This is a genomic window from Microbacterium sp. 8M (assembly GCF_902506375.1).
Classification (GTDB): domain Bacteria; phylum Actinomycetota; class Actinomycetes; order Actinomycetales; family Microbacteriaceae; genus Microbacterium.
In genome coordinates, this window is sequence record NZ_LR733284.1 from 1,781,615 (window position 1) to 1,805,887 (window position 24,273).

A 24,273-nucleotide genomic window follows, 5' to 3' on the forward strand; every position below is an offset into this window, starting at 1 on the left:
CATGCCTTCTCCGCTCCGGCGCCGAATCCTTCCCCTCGCCGCGCTCGCCGCGGCCGCCGCCCTCGCGCTCACGGCCTGCTCCGGATCCTCCGGTTCCGGCGACGCAAGCGGCGAGCTCGTCTGGGGCGTCGACGGCAGCCTGCTGTCGGCGGGGAAGATGGACCCGCAGACCAGCCAGCTCGACGTCACGGCGATGGTGCAGCGCGCCGTGCTCGACTCGCTGGTGTTCCAGAAGCCCGACGGATCCTTCGTGCCGTGGCTGGCGAAGAAGTGGGAGGTCTCCGAGGACGGGACCGCGTACACGTTCCATCTGCGCGATGACGTCACCTTCACCGACGGTGAGAAGTTCGACGCGGCGGCTGTCAAGGCGAACTTCGACCGCATCGCCGATCCCGCGACCAAGTCGGCGCAGGCGGCGAGCATGCTCGGCGGCGAGCTGTACAAGGGCGCCGAGGTCATCGACCCGACGACCGTCAAGGTCACGTTCGCGCAGCCGTACGCCCCGTTCCTGCAGGCCGCGAGCACCGCGCAGCTCGGCTTCTACGCGCCCAAGGTGCTCAAGGAGCACGCGGCGGATCTCGCCGCCGGCGGCAAGGGAGTCACAGTGGGCACCGGCCCGTTCGAGATCTCGTCCTACACGCCCGATCAGGAGATCGTCTACACGCGCAACGCGAAGTACGCCTGGGCGCCGGAGGGGCTGAAGGCGCCGGCGTTCCAGACGCTGCGCGTGCAGATCCTGCCCGAGGCCTCGGTGCGCAGCGGGTCCGTGACGTCGGGGGAGATCGATCTCGCCTCCCAGCTTCCGCCGAACCTGGTGTCGCAGGTCAAGGGATCCGCGACCGTGAAGTCGGTGCAGGTGCCCGGCCTGCCGTACTCGCTCTTCCTGAACGAGCGCAACGGCGTGTTCGCCGACCAGAAGGTGCGTGAGGCGTTCACCCGCGCGATCGACGTCGACACGGCGGTCGACAAGATCTTCTTCGGCCAGTTCCCGCGCGCGTGGAGCATCCTCGGACCCACCACGCCCGGCTACGACAAGAGCCTGGAGAAGAGCTGGCCCTTCGACAAGGACCTCGCGAACAAGCTGCTCGACGAGGCCGGCTGGACCCAGCGCGGCGCCGACGGCATCCGCACCAAGGACGGCAAGCGCCTCACCGCGAACTGGATCGCCTGGACCCCGGTCTCCGACGACCATGCGGCGCTGGCGAACGCGATCCAGTCCGACCTCAAGGCCGTCGGCTTCGAGATCACCCGCGAGACGCTCGAGCCGGGCGCCTACAACCAGAAGTACGGTCCGAAGACGTTCGACATCACCGACTGGGACTTCTCTGGCGTGGATCCGGATCTGCTGCGCAGCCACCTCGCCACGGACGGCTTCCAGAACGCCTCCTCGGTGAGCGACCCGAAGCTCGACCAGCTGCTCAAGGACGGAATCGCGACGACCGATGCCGCAGCACGGGCGAAGGTCTACGCGCAGATCCAGGAATGGAACGCCGAGCAGGACGTGATCGTTCCGCTCTACGTCACCTCGGCGATCACCGCGGTGGGGGAGAAGGTGGCCGGGCTGAGCTTCGACATCTACGGCCGTCCGCTGTTCTTCGGCACCGGCGTCAAGTAGTCGCATGCGGCCCCTGCTGCGCCGGCTCGGCGGCATCGCGCTGTCGATCGTGCTGGTGCTCTGGGGGGCCGCGACCCTTTCGTTCCTGGCCTTCCGGGTGCTGCCCGGCGACCCGGTGAGCGTGATGCTCGGGCCGCAGGCGCAGGTGAGCGAGGCGGTGAAGGACCGGATCCGAGCGGACCTCGGTCTCGACCGCCCGCTGTGGCAGCAGTACCTCTCGATGCTGGGGGATCTGCTGCGCGGCGACCTGGGCACCTCGTATCAGCTCCGGATGCCGGTGAGTGAGGTGATCGGTCGTCAGCTGGGCGCGACGCTGCAGCTGACGGCGTTGGCGCTGGCCATGGCGGTGCTGCTCGCGCTCGCCGGTGTGCTGCTCGCGCGGCGTCCGCTCGCCCGGGGGATCCTTGCGACGGGCGAGCTGATCGTGCTGTCCTCGCCGGTGTTCTGGATCGGGCTGCTGCTGCTCACGGTGTTCGCGTTCGGGCTGGGATGGTTCCCCGTCGCCGGCTCCCGCACGGGCGCCAGCCTGGTGCTGCCGGCGGTGACCCTCGCCCTGCCCGTCGCCGCGCTGCTCGGACAGGTGCTCCGCGACGGCGTCGAGGCCGCCGAGCGTCAGCCGTGGGCGCTCACCGTCCGCGCCCGCGGCGCCGACCACGCGCGGCTCACCCTCCGGCACACGCTCCGTCACGGCGCGATCGGAGCGCTGACGCTGAGCGCGTATCTCGTCGGGTCTCTGCTGGGCGGGGCCGTGCTCGTGGAGACCGTCTTCGCCCGACCCGGGCTGGGACGGGTCACCCTCGCGGCGATCACCGGCCGCGACCTGCCCGTCGTGACCGGGATCATCCTGTTCAGCGCTCTCGTCTTCGTCATCGTGAACACGCTCGTGGAGCTCGCCGCGCCGTTCCTGGATCCGCGCCTGCGGGTCACGGGTGGGCGGAGCGCCGCCCCGGCGCCGGCGCGGCCGGAGGACGCCCCATGACGGCCCTTCGCCGGATCCTGCTCGCGCTCGCGCTGCTCGTGCTGGCGACGGTCGTGCTGGCCGCCGTGGTGCCCGGCCTGCTCGCCCCCGCCGACCCTGTGCAGACCCACGTCCGCGACGCGCTCCTCCCGCCGGGACCCGGGCGCCCGTTCGGCACCGATCAGAGCGGCCGCGACGTGTATGCGCGCGTGGTGTACGGCGCCGCGCGGTCGCTCGGCATCGGCGTGCAGGCGACGGCGCTCGCGCTGGTCGTGGGGCTGCTGGTGGGATCGCTCGCGGGCGTCGCCCCGCGGCCCGTGGACGCCGTGCTCATGCGGGCCAACGACGTGCTCATGGCGTTCCCCGAGTTCCTGCTGGCGCTGGTGGTGGTGGCGATCCTGGGGCCCGGCACGGGAAACGTCGCGATCGGCGTCACCCTCGCGGCGATCCCCGTGTACGTGCGGCTCGCGCGCGCCCAGACGCAGGTGCTGCGCCGCGCGGAGCACGTCGAGGCGGCGCGGATCCTCGGGGTGGGCGCGTTCACGGCGTTCCGGCGGCACGTCGTGCCCGGGGTGCTGGGCTCACTCAGCGTGCTCGCCACGATCGGTCTCGGATCCAGCATCCTCGCGGCGGCGGGGCTCAGCTTCCTCGGACTCGGGCCGGCAGAGCCGACGCCGGAGTGGGGACTCATGCTCGCCGGCGGCCGCAACGTGATCGGGCAGGCGTGGTGGATCGCCGTGTTCCCCGGGGCCGCGATCACGCTCACCGTGCTCGCGGCGACCTTCCTGGGTCGCACGCTGCGCGCCCGGGCGGAAGGGAGGCGGGCATGAGCGGGGCCGAGCCCGAGGGAGCCCGATCCGCGCTGCGCGTGCAGGGGCTGCGCATCGCGATCGGCGGTCGCACCCTCGTCGACGGGGTGTCCCTCGCGGTGGCGCCGGGGGAGTGCCTTGCACTCGTCGGCGAGTCGGGCGCGGGTAAATCGCTCACCGTGCGGGCGCTGCTCGGACTCAGCCCGGCCCGCGCGTCGGTGTCCGCGGCGATGCTCGAGGTGGACGGCGTCGATGCGCGGGCCCTGTCCGAGGGCGCGTGGCGGACGCTGCGCGGCGCGCGGGTCGCTCTCGTCTCGCAGGATGCGCTGGTGTCCCTGGATCCGCTGCGCCGGATCGGCGCCGAGGTCGCCGAGCCCCTGGAGATCCACGAGTCGCTCCCGCGTGCTGAGCGCGGCGCGCGCGTGCAGGAGCTGCTCGCCGATGTCGCGATGCCGGATCCCCAGCGGCGGGCGCGGCAGCGTCCCCATGAGCTCTCCGGCGGTCTGCGCCAGCGCGCCCTGATCGCGAGCGCCCTCGCGGGCCGTCCCGCGGTGCTCATCGCCGACGAGCCCACCACGGCGCTCGACGCCACGGTGCAGGCCCGGGTGCTCGCGCTGCTGCGCCGGATCGCGGATGCGGGCACGGCGATCGTGCTGGTGAGCCATGACATGGCCGCGGTGCGCCGGATCGCCGACCGGGTCGTCGTGCTGCGGGACGGCCGCGTCGTGGAGCAGGGCTCGGCGGCCGAGGTGCTCAGCGCGCCACAGGACGACTACACCCGCGAGCTCGTGCGCGCCTCCGTGCCGGAGCCCCGGGTCGCGGGCGACGGCGACGTGCCCGTGCTCGCCACCGTCACAGGCGTGGACAAGAGCTTCGACCGGCCGGTGCTGCGCGACGTGTCGTTCGTGCTGAGGCGAGGGCGCACCCTGGGTGTCGTGGGGGAGTCCGGGTCCGGGAAGACCACGCTCGCGCGGATCCTTCTGGGAGTCGAGCGGGCGGACGCGGGAACCGTCTCCTGGGAGCGCGGCATCCGCCCCCGGATCCAGTTGGTGCACCAGAACCCCCTCGGCGCCTTCGATCCGCGCTGGACGATCGGCCGCTCGCTGCGTGAGGCGCTCGCGGCCGGCGGCGTGCCCCGCGCCGGGCGCCGAGAGCGCGCGGCGGCGCTGCTGCGCGAGGTCGACCTCGACCCGGCGCTCGCCGCGCGGCGTCCGGCCGAGCTGTCCGGCGGTCAGCGCCAGCGCGCAGCGATCGCCCGCGCGCTCGCTGCGGACCCCGAGGTGCTGGTGCTCGACGAACCGGTCTCCGCCCTCGACGCCACGGTGCGGATGCGGATCCTCGCGCTCCTGGACCGGCTCCAGCACGACCGCGGGCTCACGATGGTGCTGGTCTCGCACGATCTCGCCGTCGTCGCGGCGGTGGCCGACGACGTCCTCGTGATGCAGGACGGCGCGATCGTCGAGCAGGGACCGACCGCGTCGGTGCTCGGGGACCCGCAGCACCCGTTCACGCGGGAGCTGGTCGCCGCGTCCGCCGGCTGAACGCACCCCGCCCCCTGAGCGGGGCATGCCTCCGTTCCCTGAGCTTGTCGAAGGGACCGGATCCGCGCCCCTTCGGTCCCTGAGCTTGTCGAAGGGCCCTGATCCGTGGTCGGACGCTTCGACAGGCTCAGCGACCGACGGCTGGCCCCTGAGCTCGTCGAACACGGGCTCTCCTCCGGTCCCTGAGCGGGGCATGCCTCCGGTCCCTGAGCTTGTCGAAGGGTCCGGACCCGCGCCCCTCCGGTCCCTGAGCGAGCCGGAGGCGAGACGAAGGGCGCCGCGCACGCTCTAGATCTGTGGCGCGGATCTTGTGACCTGGTTGTGTTCTTTTCCGGATCCGATCAGGCCCTTTCCGGCCCGGGAATGTCGGTGGCCCCGGGTTGGATAGGGGTATGACGAACACGGTCGGCGCGGTTCAGGATCCCGGGGTGGACCCGGTGGATCCGGTCGCCGTGCTGGCCATGGTCACGTCGGGTGTGGCGGTGACGGAAGCGTCGATCATCCGGTTGCAGGCGGTGCGGGACGCGCACCTGGCCGTCGCCCAACGCCTCGCCGAACACCTCGCCACCGCGTCCGAGGCTTCATCCACGCGGGGTGAGGCGGTGGACCTGGCCGCGCGCAGCGTCGCGGCAGAACTGGCCGCGGTGCTGCACATGTCGGACCGGGTGGTGCAGGGGCGGATGGCCCGGGCGGCGGAGTTGATGACCCGGTACCCGATCACCATGCAGGCGTTCACCGAGGCGCGGATCAACACCGCCCACGTGCGGCTGATCCAAGACACCGGGGCGCGTTTGGATGATGAGGTGCGGGCCGAGTACGAGCAGGTCGCCGTGGCGGCGTGCGAGGGTGAGACGCCGCATCGGGCGAAGCGGATCGTGGAACGCATCGCGGAACGGTTGGCCCCACGGTCGTTGACGGAGCGGCACCGCACCGCGCAGGAGAAGCGGACCGTGTGGCGGGAAGAACTCCCCGACGGGCAGAAACAGCTCGGCCTCATCCACTCCGCCGCGATCATCGACGGGATCTTCGACCGACTCACCCAACAAGCCCACCTCATCAAGACAGCGAACGCGAAGGCCGTGAAAGAAGCGGCCTCGGGAATCGCCCCGGATCCGGACGGGCTCGGCAACTCGGACGGGCTCGGCGACTCGGACGGGCTCGGCGACCCTGCCGATGACCGCACCCTCGACCAGCTCCGCGCCGACCTCTGCGCAGACACGCTCCTCACCGGCACCCCGTCCGGGCATGACACGACGGCCGGACTGCTCGCGGCGATCCGGGCGCGGGTGGAGGTCACCATCCCGGCGTTCACGGCCATGCGTCCCGACACGGCGACCGGTTGCGACTCTCACCCAGAAGTCGGCGCGGCGTTCGGGATCCGCACCGAGCGTCCGGGCGAGCGTGCCGGCCTGTGGGCCGCATTCGGTGTCCGCGCGGAGCAGCCGGCCGAGCTCGCTGGCGGGCAGCCCATCGACACGGACACCGCCCGGATCCTCGCCGGCGGCGCCACCGCATGGGAACGGGTGCTCACCCACCCGGTCACCGGGGCGATCCTCGCCGTCGACCACTACCGGCCCAACGCCGACCTCCGCCGACTCCTGCACGCCCGCGACTCACGATGCCGGTTCCTCACCTGCGGACTCCCACCCCGAACCCAAGACCTCGACCACACAGTGGACGCCGCCTACGGCGGGCCGACCGAGGAAGGAAACCTCGGCGGACTCTGCCGCAGACACCACGTCCTGAAACACCAGACCGCGTGGAAAGTGAAACAACTCGGCGCCGGGATCCTGGAATGGACCAGCCCCACCGGCGCGAGCTACATCGACAAACCACCCCCACCCGTCACCTTCACCATCCACCAATCCGATATGCCGGGACCGGATCCAGACACGTCACCCGACCAGCCGCCACCGTTCTGACCGCGACTTCCAGGATCCGCCGCCCGATCCCGGCGCCGCGATCCCGACTTCCAGGACTCGACGCCCGAGCCCGGCGACCGAGCACGTCGGTCGCCGCCGTGACGATGTGCCGCGGGACGGTTCAGTCCTGCACGTCGATCCCGGCGGCGCGCGCGAGGACCGGGGCGAGCAGCTCGATCTGGCGCCCGGTGAGAGTGGCGCCGCGCAGCGAAGTCACGTCCAGGAAAGCCAGAGCGTCCAGACCGCGGAGATCGAGGGAGTCCGCGCGCATGCCGCGCGTGTCGACCTCATCGGCTCTGCTGCGCTCGAACCGCACTCGGGTGGCGGTCGCGGCCGGCAGATCCACGGTGGCGAGGGTGCAGTCCGCGATGAGCGAGTCCTGGATCTTCGCAGCCGCCAGGGAGAGGTAGTCGATCCGGGCGTGTTCCAGCATCAGCTCGGCGATGTGCGCGCCGGACAGATCCAGAGTGCCGATGCGGCCGCCCGCGATGCGCAGTCTGCGGATCGTCGCGTCCTTGAGAGACAGCACGGGAGTGCGCGCGTCCACGATCTCCACGTCGAGCAGCGTCGCGCCGGTGAGATCGGCACGGTCGACGGTGCCGGACAGCGAGCACTGCTCGAACTGCGCGTGCGACAGATCCTCCGCGAGCGGGATCCGCAGGGCGATATGGTCTCCGTGATGACGTCCGGTGCCGTCGTCGAGCGCCTCCGGCAGGTCGGGCGGCGAGACCCGGGGCGGCTGAGGGTGTTCGGTGCTGCGGGCCATGCGGTCAGCCTATGCGCCGCGCGGGCTCCGACCGACGCCGAGGCGGCGCTAGACTGGATCGCACGAGCACAGATCCGGCCATCACCGGGGAGCTCTCGGAAGAACGCCTCGGTCCACGGCCGAGGTCAGTAGAACCGAGCGGGGCAGGCCCGTCACAGCCGCAGTGAGAGTGGTGTTCCGGTCCAGCGGTTGCTGAGCCTGTCGAAGCACAGGACCGGAGCGCAACGCAGGGTGGTACCGCGGTCCCTTCGCTTGAACCAGCACAGGATCGTCCCGGCGAGCAGCATCCATCACCGACACTGCGAGACACGATGACCTACCCGCGTACCTCCGCCTCGACGAGTTCAGCGACCGGATCCTCCTTCGGCCCGGCCGCCGTCACCCCGAGCCCGCGCTTCCCCGAGATCGAGCGCGAGGTGCTCGCGTTCTGGGAGGCCGACGACACCTTCCGCGCGTCCATCGCGCAGCGCGACGGCGCCGAGGAGTGGGTGTTCTACGACGGCCCGCCGTTCGCGAACGGGCTGCCGCACTACGGCCATCTGCTCACCGGTTACGCGAAGGACCTGTTCCCGCGCTTCCAGACGATGCTCGGCAAGAAGGTCGACCGCGTGTTCGGGTGGGACACGCACGGCCTGCCCGCCGAACTCGAGGCGATGAAGCAGCTCGGCATCACCGAGAAGGACGAGATCGAGCAGATGGGGATCGACGTCTTCAACGCGAAGGCGCGCGAGTCCGTGCTCACGTACACGCACGAGTGGCAGGACTACGTCACCCGCCAGGCGCGCTGGGTCGACTTCGAACGCGGCTACAAGACGCTCGACCTCAGCTACATGGAGAGCGTGCTCTGGGCGTTCAAGACCCTGTACGACAAGGGGCTGGCCTACGAGGGCTACCGTGTCCTGCCGTACTGCTGGCGCGACGAGACGCCGCTCAGCGCCCACGAGTTGCGCATGGATGACGATGTCTACAAGGAGCGCCAGGATCCGTCCGTCACGGTGAGCTTCCCGCTCACCGGGGAGAAGGCGGCCGCCCTGGGGCTCGAGGGCGTGCGTGCGCTCGCCTGGACCACCACGCCGTGGACCCTGCCCACCAACCTCGCGCTCGCCGTGGGACCGGAGATCGTCTACGTCGTCGTCCCCGTCGGGCCGAACGGCACTTCGGAGGGCGCGCAGGGCGACCGCTTCCTGCTCGCGAAGGATCTCCTCGGCGGCTACGCCAAGGATCTCGGCTACGACAGCGCCGACGACGTGCTCGCCGCGGTGTCGGCGACGGTGACCGGCGCCGAGCTGGGTGGCGTGACCTACGAGCGCCTGTTCGACTACTACGCCGACGTCGAGACCTGGGGCACCGAGAACGCCTGGCAGATCCTCGTCGACGACTACGTCACCACGAGCGACGGCACCGGCATCGTGCACCAGGCGCCCGCCTACGGTGAGGACGACCAGCGCGTCGCCGGCGCGGCGGGCATCCCGACCATCCTCTCCCTCGACGAGGGCGGGCGCTTCCTGCCGCAGGTGACCGACGTCGCCGGCGAGCTGTGGATGGACGCCAACACGCCGCTCGTGCGCCTGCTGCGCGGGAACGGCCGCCTGCTGCGCCTGCAGAGCTACCTGCACTCCTACCCGCACTGCTGGCGCTGCCGGAACCCCCTCATCTACAAGGCGGTCTCCAGCTGGTTCGTGCGCGTCACCGACTTCAAGGACGAGATGCTCGCAGGCAACGAGCAGATCACCTGGGTGCCCGAGAACGTCAAGCACGGCCAGTTCGGCAAGTGGCTCGAGGGCGCCCGCGACTGGTCGATCAGCCGCAACCGGTACTGGGGATCCCCGATCCCGATCTGGAAGAGCGACGACCCCGAGCACCCCCGCGTGGACGCCTACGGCTCGCTCGAGGAACTCGAGCGCGACTTCGGGCGCCTCCCGCGCAACGCCGAGGGCGAGGTCGACCTGCACCGCCCGTACATCGACGAGCTGACCCGGCCGAACCCCGACGACCCGACCGGCAAGAGCACGATGCGGCGCATCGAGGACGTCTTCGACGTGTGGTTCGACTCCGGATCCATGCCGTTCGCGCAGGTGCACTACCCGTTCGAGAACCAGGAGTGGTTCGACTCGCACTCGCCGGCCGACTTCATCGTCGAGTACATCGGGCAGACCCGCGGCTGGTTCTACGTCATGCACGCGCTCTCGACGGGTCTGTTCGGCCGTCCCGCGTTCACGGGCGTGAGCTGCCACGGCATCGTGCTCGGCTCGGACGGCAACAAGATGTCGAAGTCGCTGCGCAACTACCCGGACGTCTCCGAGGTGCTCGACCGGGACGGCTCCGACGCGATGCGCTGGTTCCTCATGTCGAGCTCGGTGCTGCGCGGCGGCAACCTGTCGGTCACGGAGGAGGGGATCCGCGCCGGCGTGCGCGAGTTCATCCTGCCGCTGTGGAACTCGTGGTACTTCTTCGCCACCTACGCGAACGCAGCGGGCGGGCCTTCGACCGGCTCAGGGACCGACGGCTCCGGCTACGAGGCGCGCTGGCGCACCGACTCCGCCGACGTGCTGGACCGGTACATCCTGGCGCGCACCGGCGACCTCGTCCGCGGCGTGCAGGAGGATCTCGAGGGCCTCGACTCGACCACGGCGGCGGCACGCCTGCGGGACTTCGCAGAGGTGCTCACGAACTGGTACATCCGCCGCTCCCGCGACCGCTTCTGGGTGGGTGTCGACCCCTCCGACCCGGCGACCACGGAGGCGTTCGACACGCTCTACACCGTGCTCGAGACGCTGTGCCGCGTGGCGGCGCCGCTCGTGCCGCTGATCGGCGAGCGCGTGTGGCAGGGCCTCACCGGCGGCCGCAGCGTGCACCTGACCGACTGGCCCGACGCTGAGCTGTTCCCTCGCGCGGACGACGTGCGGGACGCGATGGACGCGGTGCGCGAGCTTTCCAGCGTCGGCAACGCACTGCGCAAGAAGGAGAAGCTGCGTGTGCGCCTGCCGCTCGCGCGCTTCACCGTCGTCTCGCCGCAGGCTGCGGCGCTCGCGCCCTTCGAGGACATCCTCCGCGACGAGCTGAACGTGAAGAGCGTCGAACTCGTCGCCCAGGGCGAGGGCACCGCCGCGGAGTACGGCATCAGCCACCGTCTCAGCGTCAACGCGCGCGCCGCGGGCCCCCGCCTCGGCAAGGACGTGCAGCGCGTGATCCGCGCCGCGAAGGACGGCTTCTGGACCGAGCAGGACGGGGTGGTGACGGCCGACGGCATCGCCCTGGAGCCGCACGAGTACGAGCTCGCGCTGGAGACCTCGGGGCGGCCCGAGGGCGAGGCGCTCGCCGTGGTGCCCTCCGGCGGGTTCGTGCTCCTCGATACCGCCACGACCCCCGAGCTGGAGGCGGAGGGCCTGGCGCGCGACGTCATCCGCGCCGTCCAGGACACCCGCAAGAACGCCGGCTTCGACGTGAGCGACCGCATCCGCCTGCAGCTGCGCTTCGACGACGCGGAGGACGCGTCGGCGGTCCGCAGCGCGTTCGACACGGCAGGCGTCGCGCAGGAGACGCTCGCCGTAGAGGCGGACGTCCTCGATGCGGGGACGGAGTTCGCCGTCTCGGAGTTCGTGGCGGACATCGCCGCGGGAACCTACGCCAACCGCGGCGGATTCGCCGTCGCCGTGAGCCGGATCGGAGATGCAGCATGACGGATGACCGCGAACGCGCTGACGCCGTGTACTCCGCCCTGCTGGAGCGGGCGGGGGAGCGCTGGGTGCAGCCCCGCAAGGAGCGCACGGCGCGCCTGCTCGAGCTCATGGACGATCCGCAGAAGACGTACCGCGTCGTGCACCTCACGGGCACGAACGGCAAGACGTCGACCGCGCGCATGATCGAAAGCCTGCTGCGCGCGCACGGTCTGCGCACGGGGCTGTTCACGAGCCCGCACCTGGAGCGCTTCACCGAGCGGATCATGATCGACGGCGAGCCGATCGCCGATGCGGCCGTCGCCGACGCGTGGGAGGAGATCGAGCCGTTCGCAGCGATCGTGGACGCCGAGCTCGAGGCCGCGGGCGACGCTCCGCTGACCTTCTTCGAGCTGCTCACCGTGCTCGCGTTCGTGGCCTGCGCGGACGCCCCGGTCGACGTCCTCGTGCTCGAGGTCGGCATGGGCGGATCCTGGGACTCCACGAACACCGCCGACGGCGACGTGGCGGTGTTCACCCCGATCGACCTCGACCACGCGGATCGCCTCGGCGACACGATCGAGAAGATCGCGGAGGTCAAGGCAGGCATCATCAAGGACGGCGCGGCCGCGGTGTCCTCCCGCCAGACGCCCGAGGCGGAGGCGGTGCTGCGCCGGGTCGCCGCGGAGCACGGCGCGACCATCGCGTTCGAGGGACAGGACTTCGCCCTGGTGGAGCAGCGCCTCGCCGTAGGCGGCCAGCAGGTGACCGTGCGCGGCCTCGCCGGCGAGTACGTCGAGGAGTACCTGCCGCTGTACGGCGAGCACCAGGGCTTCAACGCGGCGCTCGCGATCGCGGCGGTGGAGTCGCTCATCGGCGGCGCCGGGCGCGCGATCGTCGGCGATGTGCTCGCCGAGGGCCTGCAGGGGGCGACTTCGCCCGGCCGGCTGCAGCTGCTCGGCATCGCACCGACGGTCGTCGTGGACGCGGCGCACAATCCGCACGGCGCCAGGGCCCTCGCGGCGGCGCTGAAGGACAGCTTCGACTTCGACGAGTGGGGTCTCGTTCTCGGCGTCCTCGGCGACAAGGACGCCGCGGGCATCGTCGCGACCCTGCTGCCGTCGGTGGAGCACGTGTTCGCCACCGCACCCGACTCCGACCGCGCCGGCGACCCCGACGCCCTCGCCGACCTCGTGGAGGCGGCGGGCGGCCGGGTCACGGTGCACCCGGCCCTCGCGGACGCCGCCGACGCGGCACGGGAGTGGGCGGCCTCGACCGACCGCCGCGCGGTGATCATCGCCGGATCCGTGGTCCTCGCCGGAGAGGCGATCGCGCTCGCCGCCGAGGAGGACTGGAAGAGCGGATGGCGCGCGTGACCGCCGCCGAGAGCAGTCGTCCACGGGCGCGCCGTGCGCGGGCTCCGCGCGGGCTCGCGCAGAAGCTCGGATCCATCGTGCTCGCGTTCGAGGCGATCGTCGTCGGGCTCGCCGGGCTCACCGTGTTCGGGCTGAAGGCCCTCGGACCCGACATCGCCCCGTGGTGGGGGATCGTGGGCGGCGGCGTCGTCGCTGTGGCGATGCTCGTCGCCGCCGGGCTCATGGGCAGCCGCACCGGAATCGTGATGGGATGGATCCTGCAGGTCATCGTCCTGCTGTCCGCCTTCCTGGTGCCCGCGATCGGACTGGTCGCGATCGTCTTCGGCGGCATGTGGACCTATGCGATGATCGTCGGCGGCCGCGCCGACCGCGCTGCGCGCGCCGCGGCCGCGCACTCCTCCGACCCCGCTCATCCGACAGAGAGTGACTGACATGTCCACCGAAGAGACCCTCGTCCTGGTCAAGCCCGACGGCGTCGCGCGCGGCCTCACCGGCGCGATCCTGGCCCGCATCGAGGCCAAGGGCTACGCGCTCGTCGACATCCGCCTCGTCGAGCCGGACCGCGACCTCCTCGCCGCGCACTACGCCGAGCACGAGGGCAAGCCGTTCTACGAGCCGCTGCTCGAGTTCATGCTCTCCGGCCCCTCGGTCGCGATCCGTCTCGCCGGCAACCGCGTCATCGAGGGCTTCCGCTCGCTTGCCGGCACGACCGACCCCACCACCGCCGCACCCGGCACGATCCGTGGTGACTTCGGCCGCGACTGGGGCCTGAAGGTGCAGCAGAACCTCGTGCACGGCTCCGACTCGCCCGAGTCCGCGGCCCGCGAGCTCGGCATCTGGTTCGGCTGAGCCCTGACGCGAACGCCCCGATCCTCGTCGAGAGGGTCGGGGCGTTCGTCGTCTCCGCGGGGCCGTTCAGCCGCGGACGGGTCCGTTCAGCCGCGGACGGGTTCCGTTCAGCCGCGGACGAGCCGAATGACCTCGCCGATGAGGTCGACGCCGGCGGACTGTGCGAGCAGCACGATCACGGCGAAGGCGAGGATCGATGCGAGCGGCACCCAGACGCCCATGCCCTGGGCGCGCTGCTGCGCGCTGCGGCTGATGGGGAAGGTGCCGTTCGCGAACAGCTGGAGCATGGTCGCGAAGAAGGTCGGGATGACCACCACGTAGGTGAGCGCGCACCACGGGCACAGCGTGTGCAGATCGAAGAAGCTCTGCCCGATCAGCCAGCAGATGAACACGAACGCGCCGGTGATCCCGAGGCCGAACAGCGCCCAGAACCAGCGCGGGAAGCGGGCGCCGGCCAGGATCGCGACACCGACCACCAGCGGGGCCATCCAGCCGGTGAGTCCGATGATCGGGTTCGGGAAGCCGAACACCGAGCCCTGCCAGGACTCCAGGTTCGCCCCGCACTGCACGAACGCGCTGATGTCGCAGCCCAGCGCGGCCTTGGGGTGCTCCAGCACCTCGAACTTGTCGAGGGTGAGCTGGAACGCCGCCCACCATCCGACGACGCTCGCCACGATGAGCCAGACGGCGTAGCCGACGGGGCGATGGCGGGGGAGGGCGCTCTGTGCAGACATGCCGCGATTATCGCAGTCGTCCTTCTGTGCCGAATGCATGCGGTGCGGAACGCATGCGTGCGCATCGGATCGCGTCACGGCGGGGATCCTGCGCGGATGGTGCGATAATGGACGGGTCGGACCGCCACGGCGGCGGACGACGGATACAGACTTCGAGGGCTCCGGCCCTCAGCGATCAGAGCACACGCCGATCGCAGACCGATTGAGTTCGCGGCGCCGAGCGCACCGCACGAGAGAATTCACGACGGCCCGGCCGTCGTGCAGGGAGTACGCCAGAGATGGCCGACGAGAACAATGACAACGCCCCTACCCTCGACCTCGACGCGCTGCTGCCGGTAGCGTCCGACCCCGCAGAGCGGACCGAGGCCGACGGCGCCGCAGACAAGGTCGAGGACGTCGCCGAGACGACCGACGACGCCGTGGAGACGGCCGAGGTCGTCGACGACGGGCAGAACGCCTCCACGGAGCCGGTCGCCGAGGCCCCGGAGGGCGAGGAGCCCGCATCCAGCGCCGGTGAGTCCGTCGACGCGGTGGACGAGCCTGTTGAGCGCGCCTCGACGGGATCGGATCCCGATCAGGCGGAGGTCGACGCAGACGCGGCGAACGGCGCCGCCGACGATGCCGCCGCCGCTGCAGAAGACGCCGCCGCCCAGCCCACGTCCGCCCCGGAGGAGCCGGCCGAGCCGGAGCCCGTCACCGCGGTGAGCCTGGGCCTGCTGCCCGAGGTCTTCGTGTCGCGGGTGTCCACCCAGCTGCACTTCTATGCGCCCACGATCGTCCCGCTGCCGGCGCGCACGCGGGAGAGCCGCGACGGCGACGACAACCGCCGCACCCGCGGTCGCGGCGAGGGCTCCGAGCCGCGTCAGCGCCAGCGCGTGGTCGAGTACATCACCGAGCCCAAGGCGATCAAGGGATCCACCCGCCTCGAGGCCAAGAAGCAGCGACGCCGTGACGGCCGCGATGCCGGCCGCCGTCGTCCGGTGGTCACCGAGGCCGAGTTCCTCGCCCGCCGCGAGGCCGTCGACCGCGAGATGATCGTGCGCTCCAAGAACGGCCGCACCCAGATCGCCGTGCTCGAGGACAACGTGCTCGTCGAGCACTACGTCGCCCGCAACCAGGATGCGTCGCTCATCGGCAACGTGTACCTCGGCCGCGTGCAGAACGTGCTGCCCAGCATGGAGGCGGCGTTCGTCGACATCGGGCGCGGCCGCAACGCCGTGCTGTACTCCGGCGAGGTCGACTGGGACGGCGTCGAGACCGGCAACCAGCCACGTCGGATCGAACTGGCCCTCAAGCCCGGCGACCGCGTTCTCGTCCAGGTGACGAAGGACCCGGTCGGCCACAAGGGCGCCCGGCTGACCAGCCAGATCTCGCTTCCGGGCCGCTACCTCGTGTACGTGCCGAACGGATCCATGAACGGCATCTCGCGCAAGCTCCCCGACACCGAGCGCGCGCGCCTGAAGCGCATCCTCAAGGAGGTGCTCCCCGAGTCGAGCGGCGTCATCGTGCGCACCGCGGCCGAGGGCGCGACCGAGGAGCAGCTCACCAACGACGTGCAGCGCCTCACCGCGCAGTGGAGCTACATCCAGAAGCAGGTCGAGACGCAGCAGGCTCCTGCGCTCCTGCACGCCGAGCCGGATCTGCTCGTGAAGATCGTCCGCGACGTGTTCAACGAGGACTTCACCCGGATGCGGATCCAGGGCGCCGATGCGAGCCGGACGATCCGCTCCTACCTCGAGTCCGTCGCGCCCGACCTGCTGGACCGGGTCGAGGCGTATGAGGACGAGCGCGACCCGTTCGACGTGTACCGCGTCACCGAGCAGATCGAGAAGGCCCTGGACCGCAAGGTCTGGCTGCCGTCGGGCGGATCCCTCGTGATCGACCGCACCGAGGCTATGACCGTCGTCGACGTCAACACCGGCAAGTTCGTCGGGTCGGGCGGAAACCTCGAGGAGACCGTCACCAAGAACAACCTCGAGGCCGCGGAGGAGATCGTCCGCCAGCTGCGCCTGCGCGACATCGGCGGCATCATCGTCGTCGACTTCATCGACATGGTGCTGGAGTCCAACCGGGATCTCGTGCTGCGGCGCCTGGTCGAGTGTCTGAGCCGCGACCGCACCAAGCACCAGGTCGCCGAGGTCACCTCGCTCGGGCTCGTGCAGATGACGCGCAAGAAGCTCGGCCTCGGCCTGCTGGAGACCTTCAGCGAGCCCTGCGAGGTGTGCGCCGGCCGCGGTGTGATCGTGCACCACGATCCCGTGGTCAAGCACCGTGCCGCCGCTCCGCAGCAGGGTTCCGGCCGCCGCCGCGGCGGGAACGGCAACGGCGGCAACGGCGGGTCGTCCGCTCCGGCCCCCGCCCCGGTGAACGGCGTCACGCACGGCATCCCCGAGGGTGCGAAGACCGCCCTCGCACAGATCGCGGCCTCGACCCGCGTCGCGGGCGAGACCCCGGCGCCGGCGGACGTCCCCGCGGAGGTCGTGGTGGAGGCGCCCGCCGTCGACCGCCCCAAGAAGCAGCGCAAGAAGCGCGGCTCGGACCGTGCCAAGGCGCCGCGGACCGAGGCCGAGCAGCTGCTCGACTCCGTGCTGGACGCGCTGCCCGAGCCCAAGGCGCCGGGCCAGGGGCGCAACCGGCGCCGGGTGACGACCGCGGCGCTCTCCGCAGGCACCGCGGTGGTGCACACGAGCGAGCCCGCGCCGCAGGGCGAGCAGGGCTGACGCTCGCAGACCGTCCGAGGAGGGCCCGACGCTACGGCGTCGGGCCCTCCTCGTCTTCGGATGCGCCGGCGTCCGCGTGCGTCCGCAGGTAGCGCTCCACGCGGCGGTCCGGCACGAGCCAGATCACCGCGACGATCACGTAGGGGACCAGCGCGAGCCACGGCACCACGAACGACAGCCCGAGGCCGGTCAGATACAGCAGCGGGGAGACGATGCCCTTCAGATCGCGCCCGAACGCCTCCCGGATCCGGGACCCGTCGGGCCCGCGCTCGATCGTGCGCTGCAGGATCGAGTAGGCGAGGGCGGCGCCGAGCAGATTCAGGCCGTACACGATCGTCGGCACCTGGGCGACATGCGACTCCGTGATCCAGGCCGTCGTGAACGGGTACAGCGAGAGCCACAGCAGCAGGTGCAGGTTGGCCCACAGCACGACGCCGTCCACGGTGGGACGCAGCTGGAACAGATGGTGGTGGTTGCTCCAGTAGATGCCGACGTAGACGAAGCTCAGCAGATACGTGAGCAGGCCGAGGCCTGAGGTGTGCACCAGGTCGGTCCAGGAGTCGCCCTTGGGCACGGCGAGGCCGAGCACCATGACCGTGATGATGATAGCGAGGACGCCGTCGCTGAACGCCTCCAGCCGGCTCGAGGTCATCGCGCGATCCTGGTGGTGTCGTGCCCGCCGGTGCGGTCGCGGGCCGGGATGCGCAATCCCGAGGCGATGAGGCGGCGGGTGAGCTCCTTGCCGCCGACGTGCTCCGCGCCGCCCGCGACCAGCCTCTCCAGCGCGTCGGCGGGGACGTCGTAGTGGTCGAGGTCGAAGGCGCGCGGCGGGATCCCGTGCGCGGCGGCGAAGGCATGCAGCTCGGCCACGTCGGAGTCGCTGACCAGATGCGCCCAGAGCCGGCCGTGCGCCGGCCAGATGGGGTCGTCCACGAGTATCGCCATGCGGCGATCCTAGGACGCGGTTCCGGCCGCGGGCGGCATTCCGCCGGCAGCGGAGGACGAGCCGGACACGGCCGTGCTCGCTTTGCGACGGGGCCGGGCTTCCGGTAAAGTAGCTCCTTGGTGCACCGCGCCGGACGCCCCACTCGGCCGCCGCGGGTTCATGCAACTCGCGCCCGCCACTGCGGATCCCTCTGCTGTGGCGCGATGCAAGCACAATCTTCCCGTGAGATTACGGAGCGATCCCGCTCCCCAACGAAACAGGTATGAAGTGGTTTACGCAGTAGTGCGCGCCGGTGGACGCCAGGAGAAGGTCGAGGTCGGCACGATCGTTCAGCTCGACCGTCTGAAGGCGGCCCAGGGCGACAAGGTCGAGCTCTCCGCGGTGCTCCTCGTCGACGGTGACAAGATCACCACCGACGCCGACAAGCTCGCGAAGGTCAAGGTGACGGCCGAGGTCGTCAGCCACCTCCGCGGCCCGAAGATCGTCATCCAGAAGTACAAGAACAAGACCGGCTACAAGAAGCGCCAGGGCCACCGTCAGGACCTCACGCGCGTCAAGATCACCGGCATCAAGTAAGCACGAAGAGGAGCTGAGAAATGGCACACAAAAAGGGTGCGAGCTCGACCCGCAACGGTCGTGACTCCAACGCACAGCGACTCGGCGTGAAGCGCTTCGGCGGCCAGACCGTCAGCGCCGGCGAGATCCTGGTCCGTCAGCGCGGCACGCACTTCCACCCCGGCGTCAACGTCGGCCGTGGCGGCGACGACACGCTGTTCGCCCTCGCCGCCGGTGCGGTCGAGTTCGGCGCGAAGGGCGGCCGCAAGGTCGTCAACATCGTCGCGGCCGCCGAGTAAGGCTTCGGCGGGCCCGGCCACGGCTGGGCAGGCTTCGGCAACGGGGCGGGCTTCGGCTCGCCCCGTTTCCATATCCCGGCACGATCTCCGTAAAACCACCGTTCCGCAACCCAGGAGGATCCCCCCATGGTCACGTTCGTCGACAGGGTGACGCTGCACCTGCGCGCGGGCAAGGGCGGCAACGGCTGCGTCTCCGTGCACCGGGAGAAGTTCAAGCCCCTCGGCGGCCCGGACGGCGGCAACGGCGGTGACGGCGGCGACATCGTGCTCGTCGCCGACCCGCAGACCGGCACCCTGCTCTCGTACCACCACTCGCCGCACCGCACGTCGCAGAACGGCGGTTTCGGCATGGGCGACCACCGCTCCGGCTACGACGGCGAGGACCTCGAGCTGCCGGTGCCGGTCGGGACCGTCGTGAAGACGACCGACGGCGAGATCCTCGCCGACCTGGTCACGCCGGGGGAGCGCTATGTGGTCGCGGCCGGCGGTCAGGGCGGCCTCGGCAACGCCGCACTCGCGACCCCCAAGCGCAAGGCGCCGGGCTTCGCGCTGCTGGGCACCCCCGGCTTCGAGGGCGACGTCGTGCTCGAGCTCAAGACGGTCGCGGATGTCGCCCTGGTCGGCTATCCGTCGGCCGGCAAGTCGAGCCTGATCGCGGCCATCTCCGCGGCCCGCCCGAAGATCGCGGACTATCCGTTCACCACGCTGCATCCGAACCTCGGCGTCGTGCAGGCCGGGGACTCGCGCTACACCGTCGCCGACGTGCCGGGTCTCATCGAGGGCGCGAGCGAGGGCCGCGGTCTCGGCCTGCAGTTCCTGCGGCACGTGGAGCGGTGCTCCGCCCTGCTGCACGTGCTGGACTGCGCGACCCTGGAGCCCGGTCGCGATCCGATCAGCGACCTCGATGTCATCCTCGCCGAGCTGGCCGCCTACGAGGTGCCGGAGGGGCAGGTCCCGCTGCTGGAGCGCCCGCAGCTGATCGCCCTGAACAAGATCGACGTGCCGGAGGCGCGCGAGCTGGCCGACTTCGTGCGGCCGGAGCTCGAGGAGCGCGGCTTCCGGGTGTTCGAGATCTCCACGGTCTCGCACGAGGGCCTGCGCCCGCTGACCTTCGCGCTCGGCGAGATCGTCGACGCGCACCGTGCCGAGCTCGCCGCGGCCGCGCAGGCGCCCAAGGAGCGCGTCGTCATCCGGCCGAAGGGCGCGCAGCGCGACTTCGAGATCCGCGTGGAGGGCGGCAGCTACGGCAACGTCTACCGGATCCTGGGCGACAAGCCGGTGCGCTGGGTGCAGCAGACCGACTTCCAGAACGAGGAGGCCGTGGGCTACCTCGCCGACCGCCTGGAGAAGCTGGGCGTCGAGGACGAGCTGTTCCGCCTCGGCGCGGTGCGCGGATCCACCGTCGTGATCGGCCCGGGCGAGAGCATCGTGTTCGACTGGGAGCCGCAGCTGAGCTCCGCAGCCGAGCTGATCACCTCGCCACGCGGCCTGGACTCGCGCTTCGACCCGAACACCCGGCGCACGACGAGCGAGCGCCGGGAGCAGTACCACGAGCGCATGGACGCGAAGGCTGCGGCCCGCGCGGAGCTCGAGGAGCAGCGCCTCGCGAGCCGAGCCGGGGCGGAGGACGTCGAGGACTCCGGCGAGGAGGCGCTGTGACGGCGCTGACCCGCGCGGACCTGCCCGGAGCCGCGCGCATCGTCGTCAAGGTCGGATCCTCATCGATCAGCGGCGACGCCGCCTGGCGCATCCCCGTGCTGGTCGAGGCGCTGGCCGCAGCGCACGCCCGCGGCGCCGAGATCGTCCTGGTCTCCTCGGGAGCGATCGCCACCGGCATCCCGTTCCTGCAGCTGGACGCGCGCCCGACCGACCTCGCGACGCAGCAGGCAGCGGCCGCGGTGGGGCAGAACCTGCTCATCTACCGCTACCAGGAGGCGCTGCGCCCGCACGGCATCGTCGCGGGCCAGGTGCTGCTGACCACGGGCGACCTGGAGCACCCCACCTCGCGCAGCAACGCGCAGCGCGCCATGGAGCGGCTGCTGGGACTTCGCGTGCTGCCGATCGTCAACGAGAACGACACCGTCGCGACGCAGGAGATCCGGTTCGGCGACAACGACCGGCTCGGCGCCCTCGTCGCCCAGCTCATCGGCGCCGACGCCCTGGTGCTGCTCAGCGACGTCGAATCCCTGTACACCCGTCCGCCGTCCGACCCCGCCGCGGAGCCGCTCGACGTCGTCGCCGCCGGGGCCGACCTGTCCGGACTCGAATTCGGCGCGACGGTGGTGAACGGTGTCGGCACCGGGGGAGCGGCCACCAAGGTGTCGGCCGCGCGCCTCGCCGCCGCGAGCGGCATCGGCGTGCTCGTGACCAGCGCGGATCTGGTCGCGGAGGCGCTGGACGGCGCGGAGGTCGGGACCTGGTTCGAGCCCACGGTCTGAATCCGTCATCCGGATCCGGCCGGTGCGCCGCGTGGGTACACTGACCGCATGTCCACCGTGATCGCCGACTTCGCCGTGCCCGCCGACGCCTCTGCCGCAGCGGACTCCCCGGAGGCGCGGATGCGTGCCGCCAAGGAGGCCGCCCGGGAGACCGCGCGCCTGACGAGCGACGCCAAAGCGGCGGCCCTCGAGGCGATCGCCGCCGCGCTCGCCGGCGCGTCCGGAGACATCATCGCGGCCAACGCCCGGGATCTGGCCCGCGGCGCCGAGGAGGGGATCGGCGAAGCACTGCTGGACCGGCTGCGCCTCGACGACAAGCGGATCCAGGCGCTGGCCTCCGCGGTGCGCGAGGTGGCCGCGCTGCCCGATCCGGTCGGGCGGGTGGTCGGCGGTCATCGCATGCCCAACGGGGTGGCTCTCGAGCAGGTGCGTGTGCCGTTCGGCGTGGTCGGCGCGATCTACGAGGCGCGCCCCAACGTCACCGTGGACATCGCCGCGCTCGCCCTCCGCTCGGGCAACGCGGCGGTGCTGCGCGGCGGCAGCGCAGCCCGGGAGAGCAACACCGTGCTCGTTCAGGTCATGCGCGATGCGCTCGCGTCGGCCGGGGTCACCCCCGAGGCGATCCAGACCGTCGACGACTTCGGGCGCGCCGGCGCCACCGCGATGATGCACGGGCGAGGACTCATCGACGTGCTCGTCCCGCGCGGCAGCGCCGGGCTCATCGAGACGGTCGTGACCGAATCAACCGTCCCCGTGATCGAGACCGGGGCGGGTGTCGTGCACATCGTGCTGGACGAGTCGGCGCCGCTGGACTGGGCGAGGGACATCGTCGTCAACGCCAAGGTGCAGCGTCCGAGCGTGTGCAACGCGGTGGAGACCGTGCTCGTGCTGCGCGGCGCCGCCGACCGGATCGTACCCGCCGTCGCGGATGCGCTCATCGGGCAGGGCGTCACCATCCACGGCGACGCCGAGATCCAGCGCCTGGTGCCCTCGGCCGTCCCGGCGACCGACGAGGACTGGGCCCTCGAGCACCTGAGCCTCGATCTCTCGATGCGTGTGGTGGACGACCTCGATGCCGCGCTCGCGCACATCCGGCAGTACAGCACCGGCCACACCGAGTCGATCATCAGCACCGACGCGCTCGCCATCGAGCGTTTCCTGGCCGAGGTCGACTCCGCCGTGGTGATGGCGAACGCGTCGACGCGCTTCACCGACGGCGGCGAGTTCGGCTTCGGCGCCGAGGTGGGCATCTCGACGCAGAAGCTGCACGCGCGGGGTCCGATGGGTCTGGCTGAGCTGACCAGCACGAAGTGGCTCGCGCGAGGCGCGGGGCAGACGCGCGGCTGAGGGCTAGACTGGGGAGTTGAGATCCACCCTGATCACTCTGGAGAATCGATGAACCTCGTCGCACAGCTCGTGCAGGCCGCCGCAGAGAACACTGAGCAGAACGGCAACGTGACGCTGGAGACGCTCCCGTTCTTCTTCATCGCTGCCGGCGTGTTCACGCTGCTCGGCCTGGTCGCGCTCTCCTACCGCAACGTCGCCAATCGCCACGCCGCCAAGGCGGAGGCGTGGGCTGCGGAGCACGGTCACGAAGGACACGGGGCCGGCCACGGTCACTGAGCTGAGCCGATGACGACCACTCCGGCGCCGCGCATCGGCGTGATGGGCGGGACGTTCGACCCCATCCATCACGGCCACCTGGTGGCCGCCAGCGAGGTCGCGCATTCCTTCGGCCTCGACGAGGTGATCTTCGTGCCGACGGGGCAGCCGTGGCAGAAGAGCGGGGTGTCGCCCAGCGAGCACCGCTACCTGATGACGGTGATCGCCACAGCGTCGAACCCGTCGTTCACGGTCAGTCGTGTGGACATCGACCGCGAGGGACCGACCTATACCATCGACACCCTTCGGGATCTGAAGGCGCAGCGGCCGGATGCGGAGTTCTTCTTCATCACGGGCGCGGACGCCGTGGCGCAGATTCTCAGCTGGAGGGATCATGATGAACTGTGGGATCTGGCACATTTCGTCGCAGTCTCCCGACCCGGTCACGTGCTGAGCACGGACGGTCTGCCCACTGACGACGTCAGCCAGCTGGAGGTCCCGGCCCTCGCGATCTCGTCGACCGACTGCCGAGCCCGCGTCCGCGAGGGTGATCCCGTCTGGTACCTCGTGCCGGATGGAGTGGTCCAGTACATCGCGAAGCATCATCTTTATCGGAGCACGTCATGAGCACATCGGATCAGCCCCAGCGCGTTGCTGATCTGTCATCTGGCGGCGGCCAGCTGACCCGCAAGCAGCTACGTGAGGCACGCCTCACCGGATCCACCCCGATAGTCACCCCGGAGGAGGCCGAGGCCGCGCGTCTCCAGGACGCCGCGAACGCCCAGCGCGTCGCGGGGCCGGACGCGTCTCACGCTCCCGTCGCGCCCGAGCCGGTCGCGGCTGAACCGGTCGCCGAGCCCGGTCACGACGCCGAGGAGCCGCTCACCCGCCGCCAGCTCCGCGAGCAGGAGCGGATCCGCACCGGATCCGTTCCGGTGCACGACGCGGCTGCGCCCGCCGCTTCCGCCGCTCCCGTGGTGCTGCCGTCGGCCATCCCGGAGCGACCGGCGACGCCGGCTTCGGCCCCCGCTCCGACGGTCCCGGCGCCCGAGGCCGCTCCCGCGCAGCCGGCGCCCGAGGCCGCTCCCGCGCAGCCGGCACCGGAAGCCGCGCAGCCGGCGGACGGGATGATCACCGATGTCCCGCGTCCGGTCTACCCGAGCCGCCGCCGGTCCTACGAGCCCGCCGCGCCCGTCGCGCCCGCGCCGTCGCGCTCCGCCGAAGAGCAGGACGGTGTCGACGACGCCGAACAGGGGGTCGCCCCGGTGTCGGCGTCCGCCGTCATGCGCGCGGAGGAGGAGACCGGCCGCAGCTGGCACGCCACCCCGGCGCCGGAGACCACCGAGGCCGAGGTCGTTCCCGCGCCCTGCGCGATCTGGAAGCAGCGCGGGACCGCAGCGACTGGTGAGGCCAATGATTGTTTATGCGCGTTAATCGCGCATAAACGCCACTTGTGCTCAGAATTGGATCCGGCTAAGGTCATCTAG

22 protein-coding genes are annotated in these 24,273 nt (G+C 71.2%); 18 read left to right on the forward strand and 4 right to left on the reverse strand.

Annotated features, from left to right (window positions below; genetic code table 11):
• Position 1: 1 nt before the first annotated feature.
• The 5 genes from AERO9AM_RS08445 to AERO9AM_RS08465 all read left to right on the forward strand — a co-directional run bounded on the left by AERO9AM_RS08445 (position 2) and on the right by AERO9AM_RS08465 (position 6,845).
• Positions 2-1,615 carry an ABC transporter substrate-binding protein gene (locus AERO9AM_RS08445; protein WP_159575740.1) on the forward strand — a complete coding sequence of 538 codons (1,614 nt, stop codon included), beginning with the start codon at positions 2-4 and terminating at the stop codon, positions 1,613-1,615.
• A gap of 4 nt (positions 1,616-1,619) precedes the next feature.
• Positions 1,620-2,594, forward strand: a complete 975-nt coding sequence (locus AERO9AM_RS08450) for an ABC transporter permease (protein ID WP_159575741.1) — start codon at positions 1,620-1,622, stop codon at positions 2,592-2,594.
• Complete coding sequence (locus AERO9AM_RS08455; RefSeq protein ID WP_159575742.1) at positions 2,591-3,403, forward strand: ABC transporter permease; 813 nt, start codon at positions 2,591-2,593, stop codon at positions 3,401-3,403. Before AERO9AM_RS08450 ends, AERO9AM_RS08455 begins: the two co-directional genes overlap by 4 nt.
• Positions 3,400-4,923, forward strand: coding sequence for an ATP-binding cassette domain-containing protein (locus AERO9AM_RS08460; RefSeq protein WP_159575743.1), 1,524 nt, complete (start codon positions 3,400-3,402; stop codon positions 4,921-4,923). The genes AERO9AM_RS08455 and AERO9AM_RS08460 overlap by 4 nt, the downstream gene beginning before the upstream one ends.
• A 392-nt stretch (positions 4,924-5,315) precedes the next feature.
• Positions 5,316-6,845, forward strand: coding sequence for an HNH endonuclease (locus tag AERO9AM_RS08465; RefSeq protein ID WP_236602543.1), 1,530 nt, complete (start codon positions 5,316-5,318; stop codon positions 6,843-6,845).
• Between the two features lie 121 nt (positions 6,846-6,966).
• On the opposite strand, the gene AERO9AM_RS08470 is transcribed toward AERO9AM_RS08465, so the two are convergent.
• Positions 6,967-7,611, reverse strand: a complete 645-nt coding sequence (locus AERO9AM_RS08470; protein ID WP_159575744.1) for a pentapeptide repeat-containing protein — start codon at positions 7,609-7,611, stop codon at positions 6,967-6,969.
• A 311-nt stretch (positions 7,612-7,922) separates the two neighbouring features.
• Between AERO9AM_RS08470 and ileS the strand changes: the two genes are divergently transcribed.
• From ileS to ndk, 4 genes are read left to right on the forward strand one after another with little or no spacing between them, the layout of a single operon-like run.
• Positions 7,923-11,291: an isoleucine--tRNA ligase gene (gene ileS / locus AERO9AM_RS08475; protein ID WP_159575745.1), complete on the forward strand. Its 3,369-nt coding sequence runs from the start codon at positions 7,923-7,925 to the stop codon at positions 11,289-11,291.
• The gene (locus AERO9AM_RS08480) at positions 11,288-12,643 is read left to right on the forward strand and encodes a bifunctional folylpolyglutamate synthase/dihydrofolate synthase (protein WP_159575746.1); all 1,356 of its coding nucleotides are present in this window, start codon (positions 11,288-11,290) and stop codon (positions 12,641-12,643) included. Before ileS ends, AERO9AM_RS08480 begins: the two co-directional genes overlap by 4 nt.
• Entirely contained in the window at positions 12,631-13,074 is a 444-nt protein-coding gene (locus tag AERO9AM_RS08485; protein ID WP_159575747.1) for a DUF4233 domain-containing protein, read from the forward strand. The genes AERO9AM_RS08480 and AERO9AM_RS08485 overlap by 13 nt, the downstream gene beginning before the upstream one ends.
• Before the next feature lies 1 nt (position 13,075).
• Positions 13,076-13,492 carry a nucleoside-diphosphate kinase gene (gene ndk / locus AERO9AM_RS08490; protein WP_159575748.1) on the forward strand — a complete coding sequence of 139 codons (417 nt, stop codon included), beginning with the start codon at positions 13,076-13,078 and terminating at the stop codon, positions 13,490-13,492.
• A 107-nt stretch (positions 13,493-13,599) separates the two neighbouring features.
• Here ndk and AERO9AM_RS08495 read toward each other — a convergent pair whose 3' ends face one another.
• On the reverse strand, positions 13,600-14,226 hold the full coding sequence (locus tag AERO9AM_RS08495) for a vitamin K epoxide reductase family protein (RefSeq protein ID WP_159575749.1): 627 nt from the start codon (positions 14,224-14,226) through the stop codon (positions 13,600-13,602).
• 278 nt (positions 14,227-14,504) lie between these two features.
• On the opposite strand from AERO9AM_RS08495, the gene AERO9AM_RS08500 reads away from it, so the two are divergent.
• Complete coding sequence (locus tag AERO9AM_RS08500; protein ID WP_159575750.1) at positions 14,505-16,946, forward strand: Rne/Rng family ribonuclease; 2,442 nt, start codon at positions 14,505-14,507, stop codon at positions 16,944-16,946.
• 31 nt (positions 16,947-16,977) lie between these two features.
• Here AERO9AM_RS08500 and AERO9AM_RS08505 read toward each other — a convergent pair whose 3' ends face one another.
• Together AERO9AM_RS08505 and AERO9AM_RS08510 are read right to left on the reverse strand one after the other, a co-directional pair.
• On the reverse strand, positions 16,978-17,598 hold the full coding sequence (locus tag AERO9AM_RS08505) for a TMEM175 family protein (protein WP_159575751.1): 621 nt from the start codon (positions 17,596-17,598) through the stop codon (positions 16,978-16,980).
• A complete protein-coding gene (locus AERO9AM_RS08510) occupies positions 17,595-17,891 on the reverse strand; it encodes a DUF4031 domain-containing protein (protein ID WP_159575752.1) in 297 nt (98 codons plus the stop codon). Before AERO9AM_RS08510 ends, AERO9AM_RS08505 begins: the two co-directional genes overlap by 4 nt.
• A 268-nt stretch (positions 17,892-18,159) precedes the next feature.
• On the opposite strand from AERO9AM_RS08510, the gene rplU reads away from it, so the two are divergent.
• The 8 genes from rplU (at position 18,160) to AERO9AM_RS08550 (ending at position 24,273) form a co-directional block, all read left to right on the forward strand.
• Positions 18,160-18,468, forward strand: coding sequence for a 50S ribosomal protein L21 (gene rplU / locus AERO9AM_RS08515; protein WP_201298610.1), 309 nt, complete (start codon positions 18,160-18,162; stop codon positions 18,466-18,468).
• A 20-nt stretch (positions 18,469-18,488) separates the two neighbouring features.
• Entirely contained in the window at positions 18,489-18,746 is a 258-nt protein-coding gene (rpmA, locus tag AERO9AM_RS08520; protein ID WP_159575753.1) for a 50S ribosomal protein L27, read from the forward strand.
• A 126-nt stretch (positions 18,747-18,872) separates the two neighbouring features.
• Positions 18,873-20,405, forward strand: coding sequence for a GTPase ObgE (gene obgE, locus AERO9AM_RS08525; RefSeq protein ID WP_159575754.1), 1,533 nt, complete (start codon positions 18,873-18,875; stop codon positions 20,403-20,405).
• Positions 20,402-21,184: a glutamate 5-kinase gene (proB, locus tag AERO9AM_RS08530; protein ID WP_159575755.1), complete on the forward strand. Its 783-nt coding sequence runs from the start codon at positions 20,402-20,404 to the stop codon at positions 21,182-21,184. The genes obgE and proB overlap by 4 nt, the downstream gene beginning before the upstream one ends.
• A 48-nt stretch (positions 21,185-21,232) precedes the next feature.
• A complete protein-coding gene (locus AERO9AM_RS08535) occupies positions 21,233-22,531 on the forward strand; it encodes a glutamate-5-semialdehyde dehydrogenase (RefSeq protein ID WP_159575756.1) in 1,299 nt (432 codons plus the stop codon).
• Between the two features lie 48 nt (positions 22,532-22,579).
• Complete coding sequence (locus AERO9AM_RS08540) at positions 22,580-22,807, forward strand: hypothetical protein (protein WP_159575757.1); 228 nt, start codon at positions 22,580-22,582, stop codon at positions 22,805-22,807.
• Positions 22,808-22,816: 9 nt separating this feature from the next.
• Positions 22,817-23,413 (forward strand): nicotinate-nucleotide adenylyltransferase, encoded by a 597-nt coding sequence (gene nadD / locus AERO9AM_RS08545; protein ID WP_159575758.1) that lies wholly within the window; start codon positions 22,817-22,819, stop codon positions 23,411-23,413.
• Positions 23,410-24,273, forward strand: coding sequence for a hypothetical protein (locus tag AERO9AM_RS08550; RefSeq protein WP_159575759.1), 864 nt, complete (start codon positions 23,410-23,412; stop codon positions 24,271-24,273). Before nadD ends, AERO9AM_RS08550 begins: the two co-directional genes overlap by 4 nt.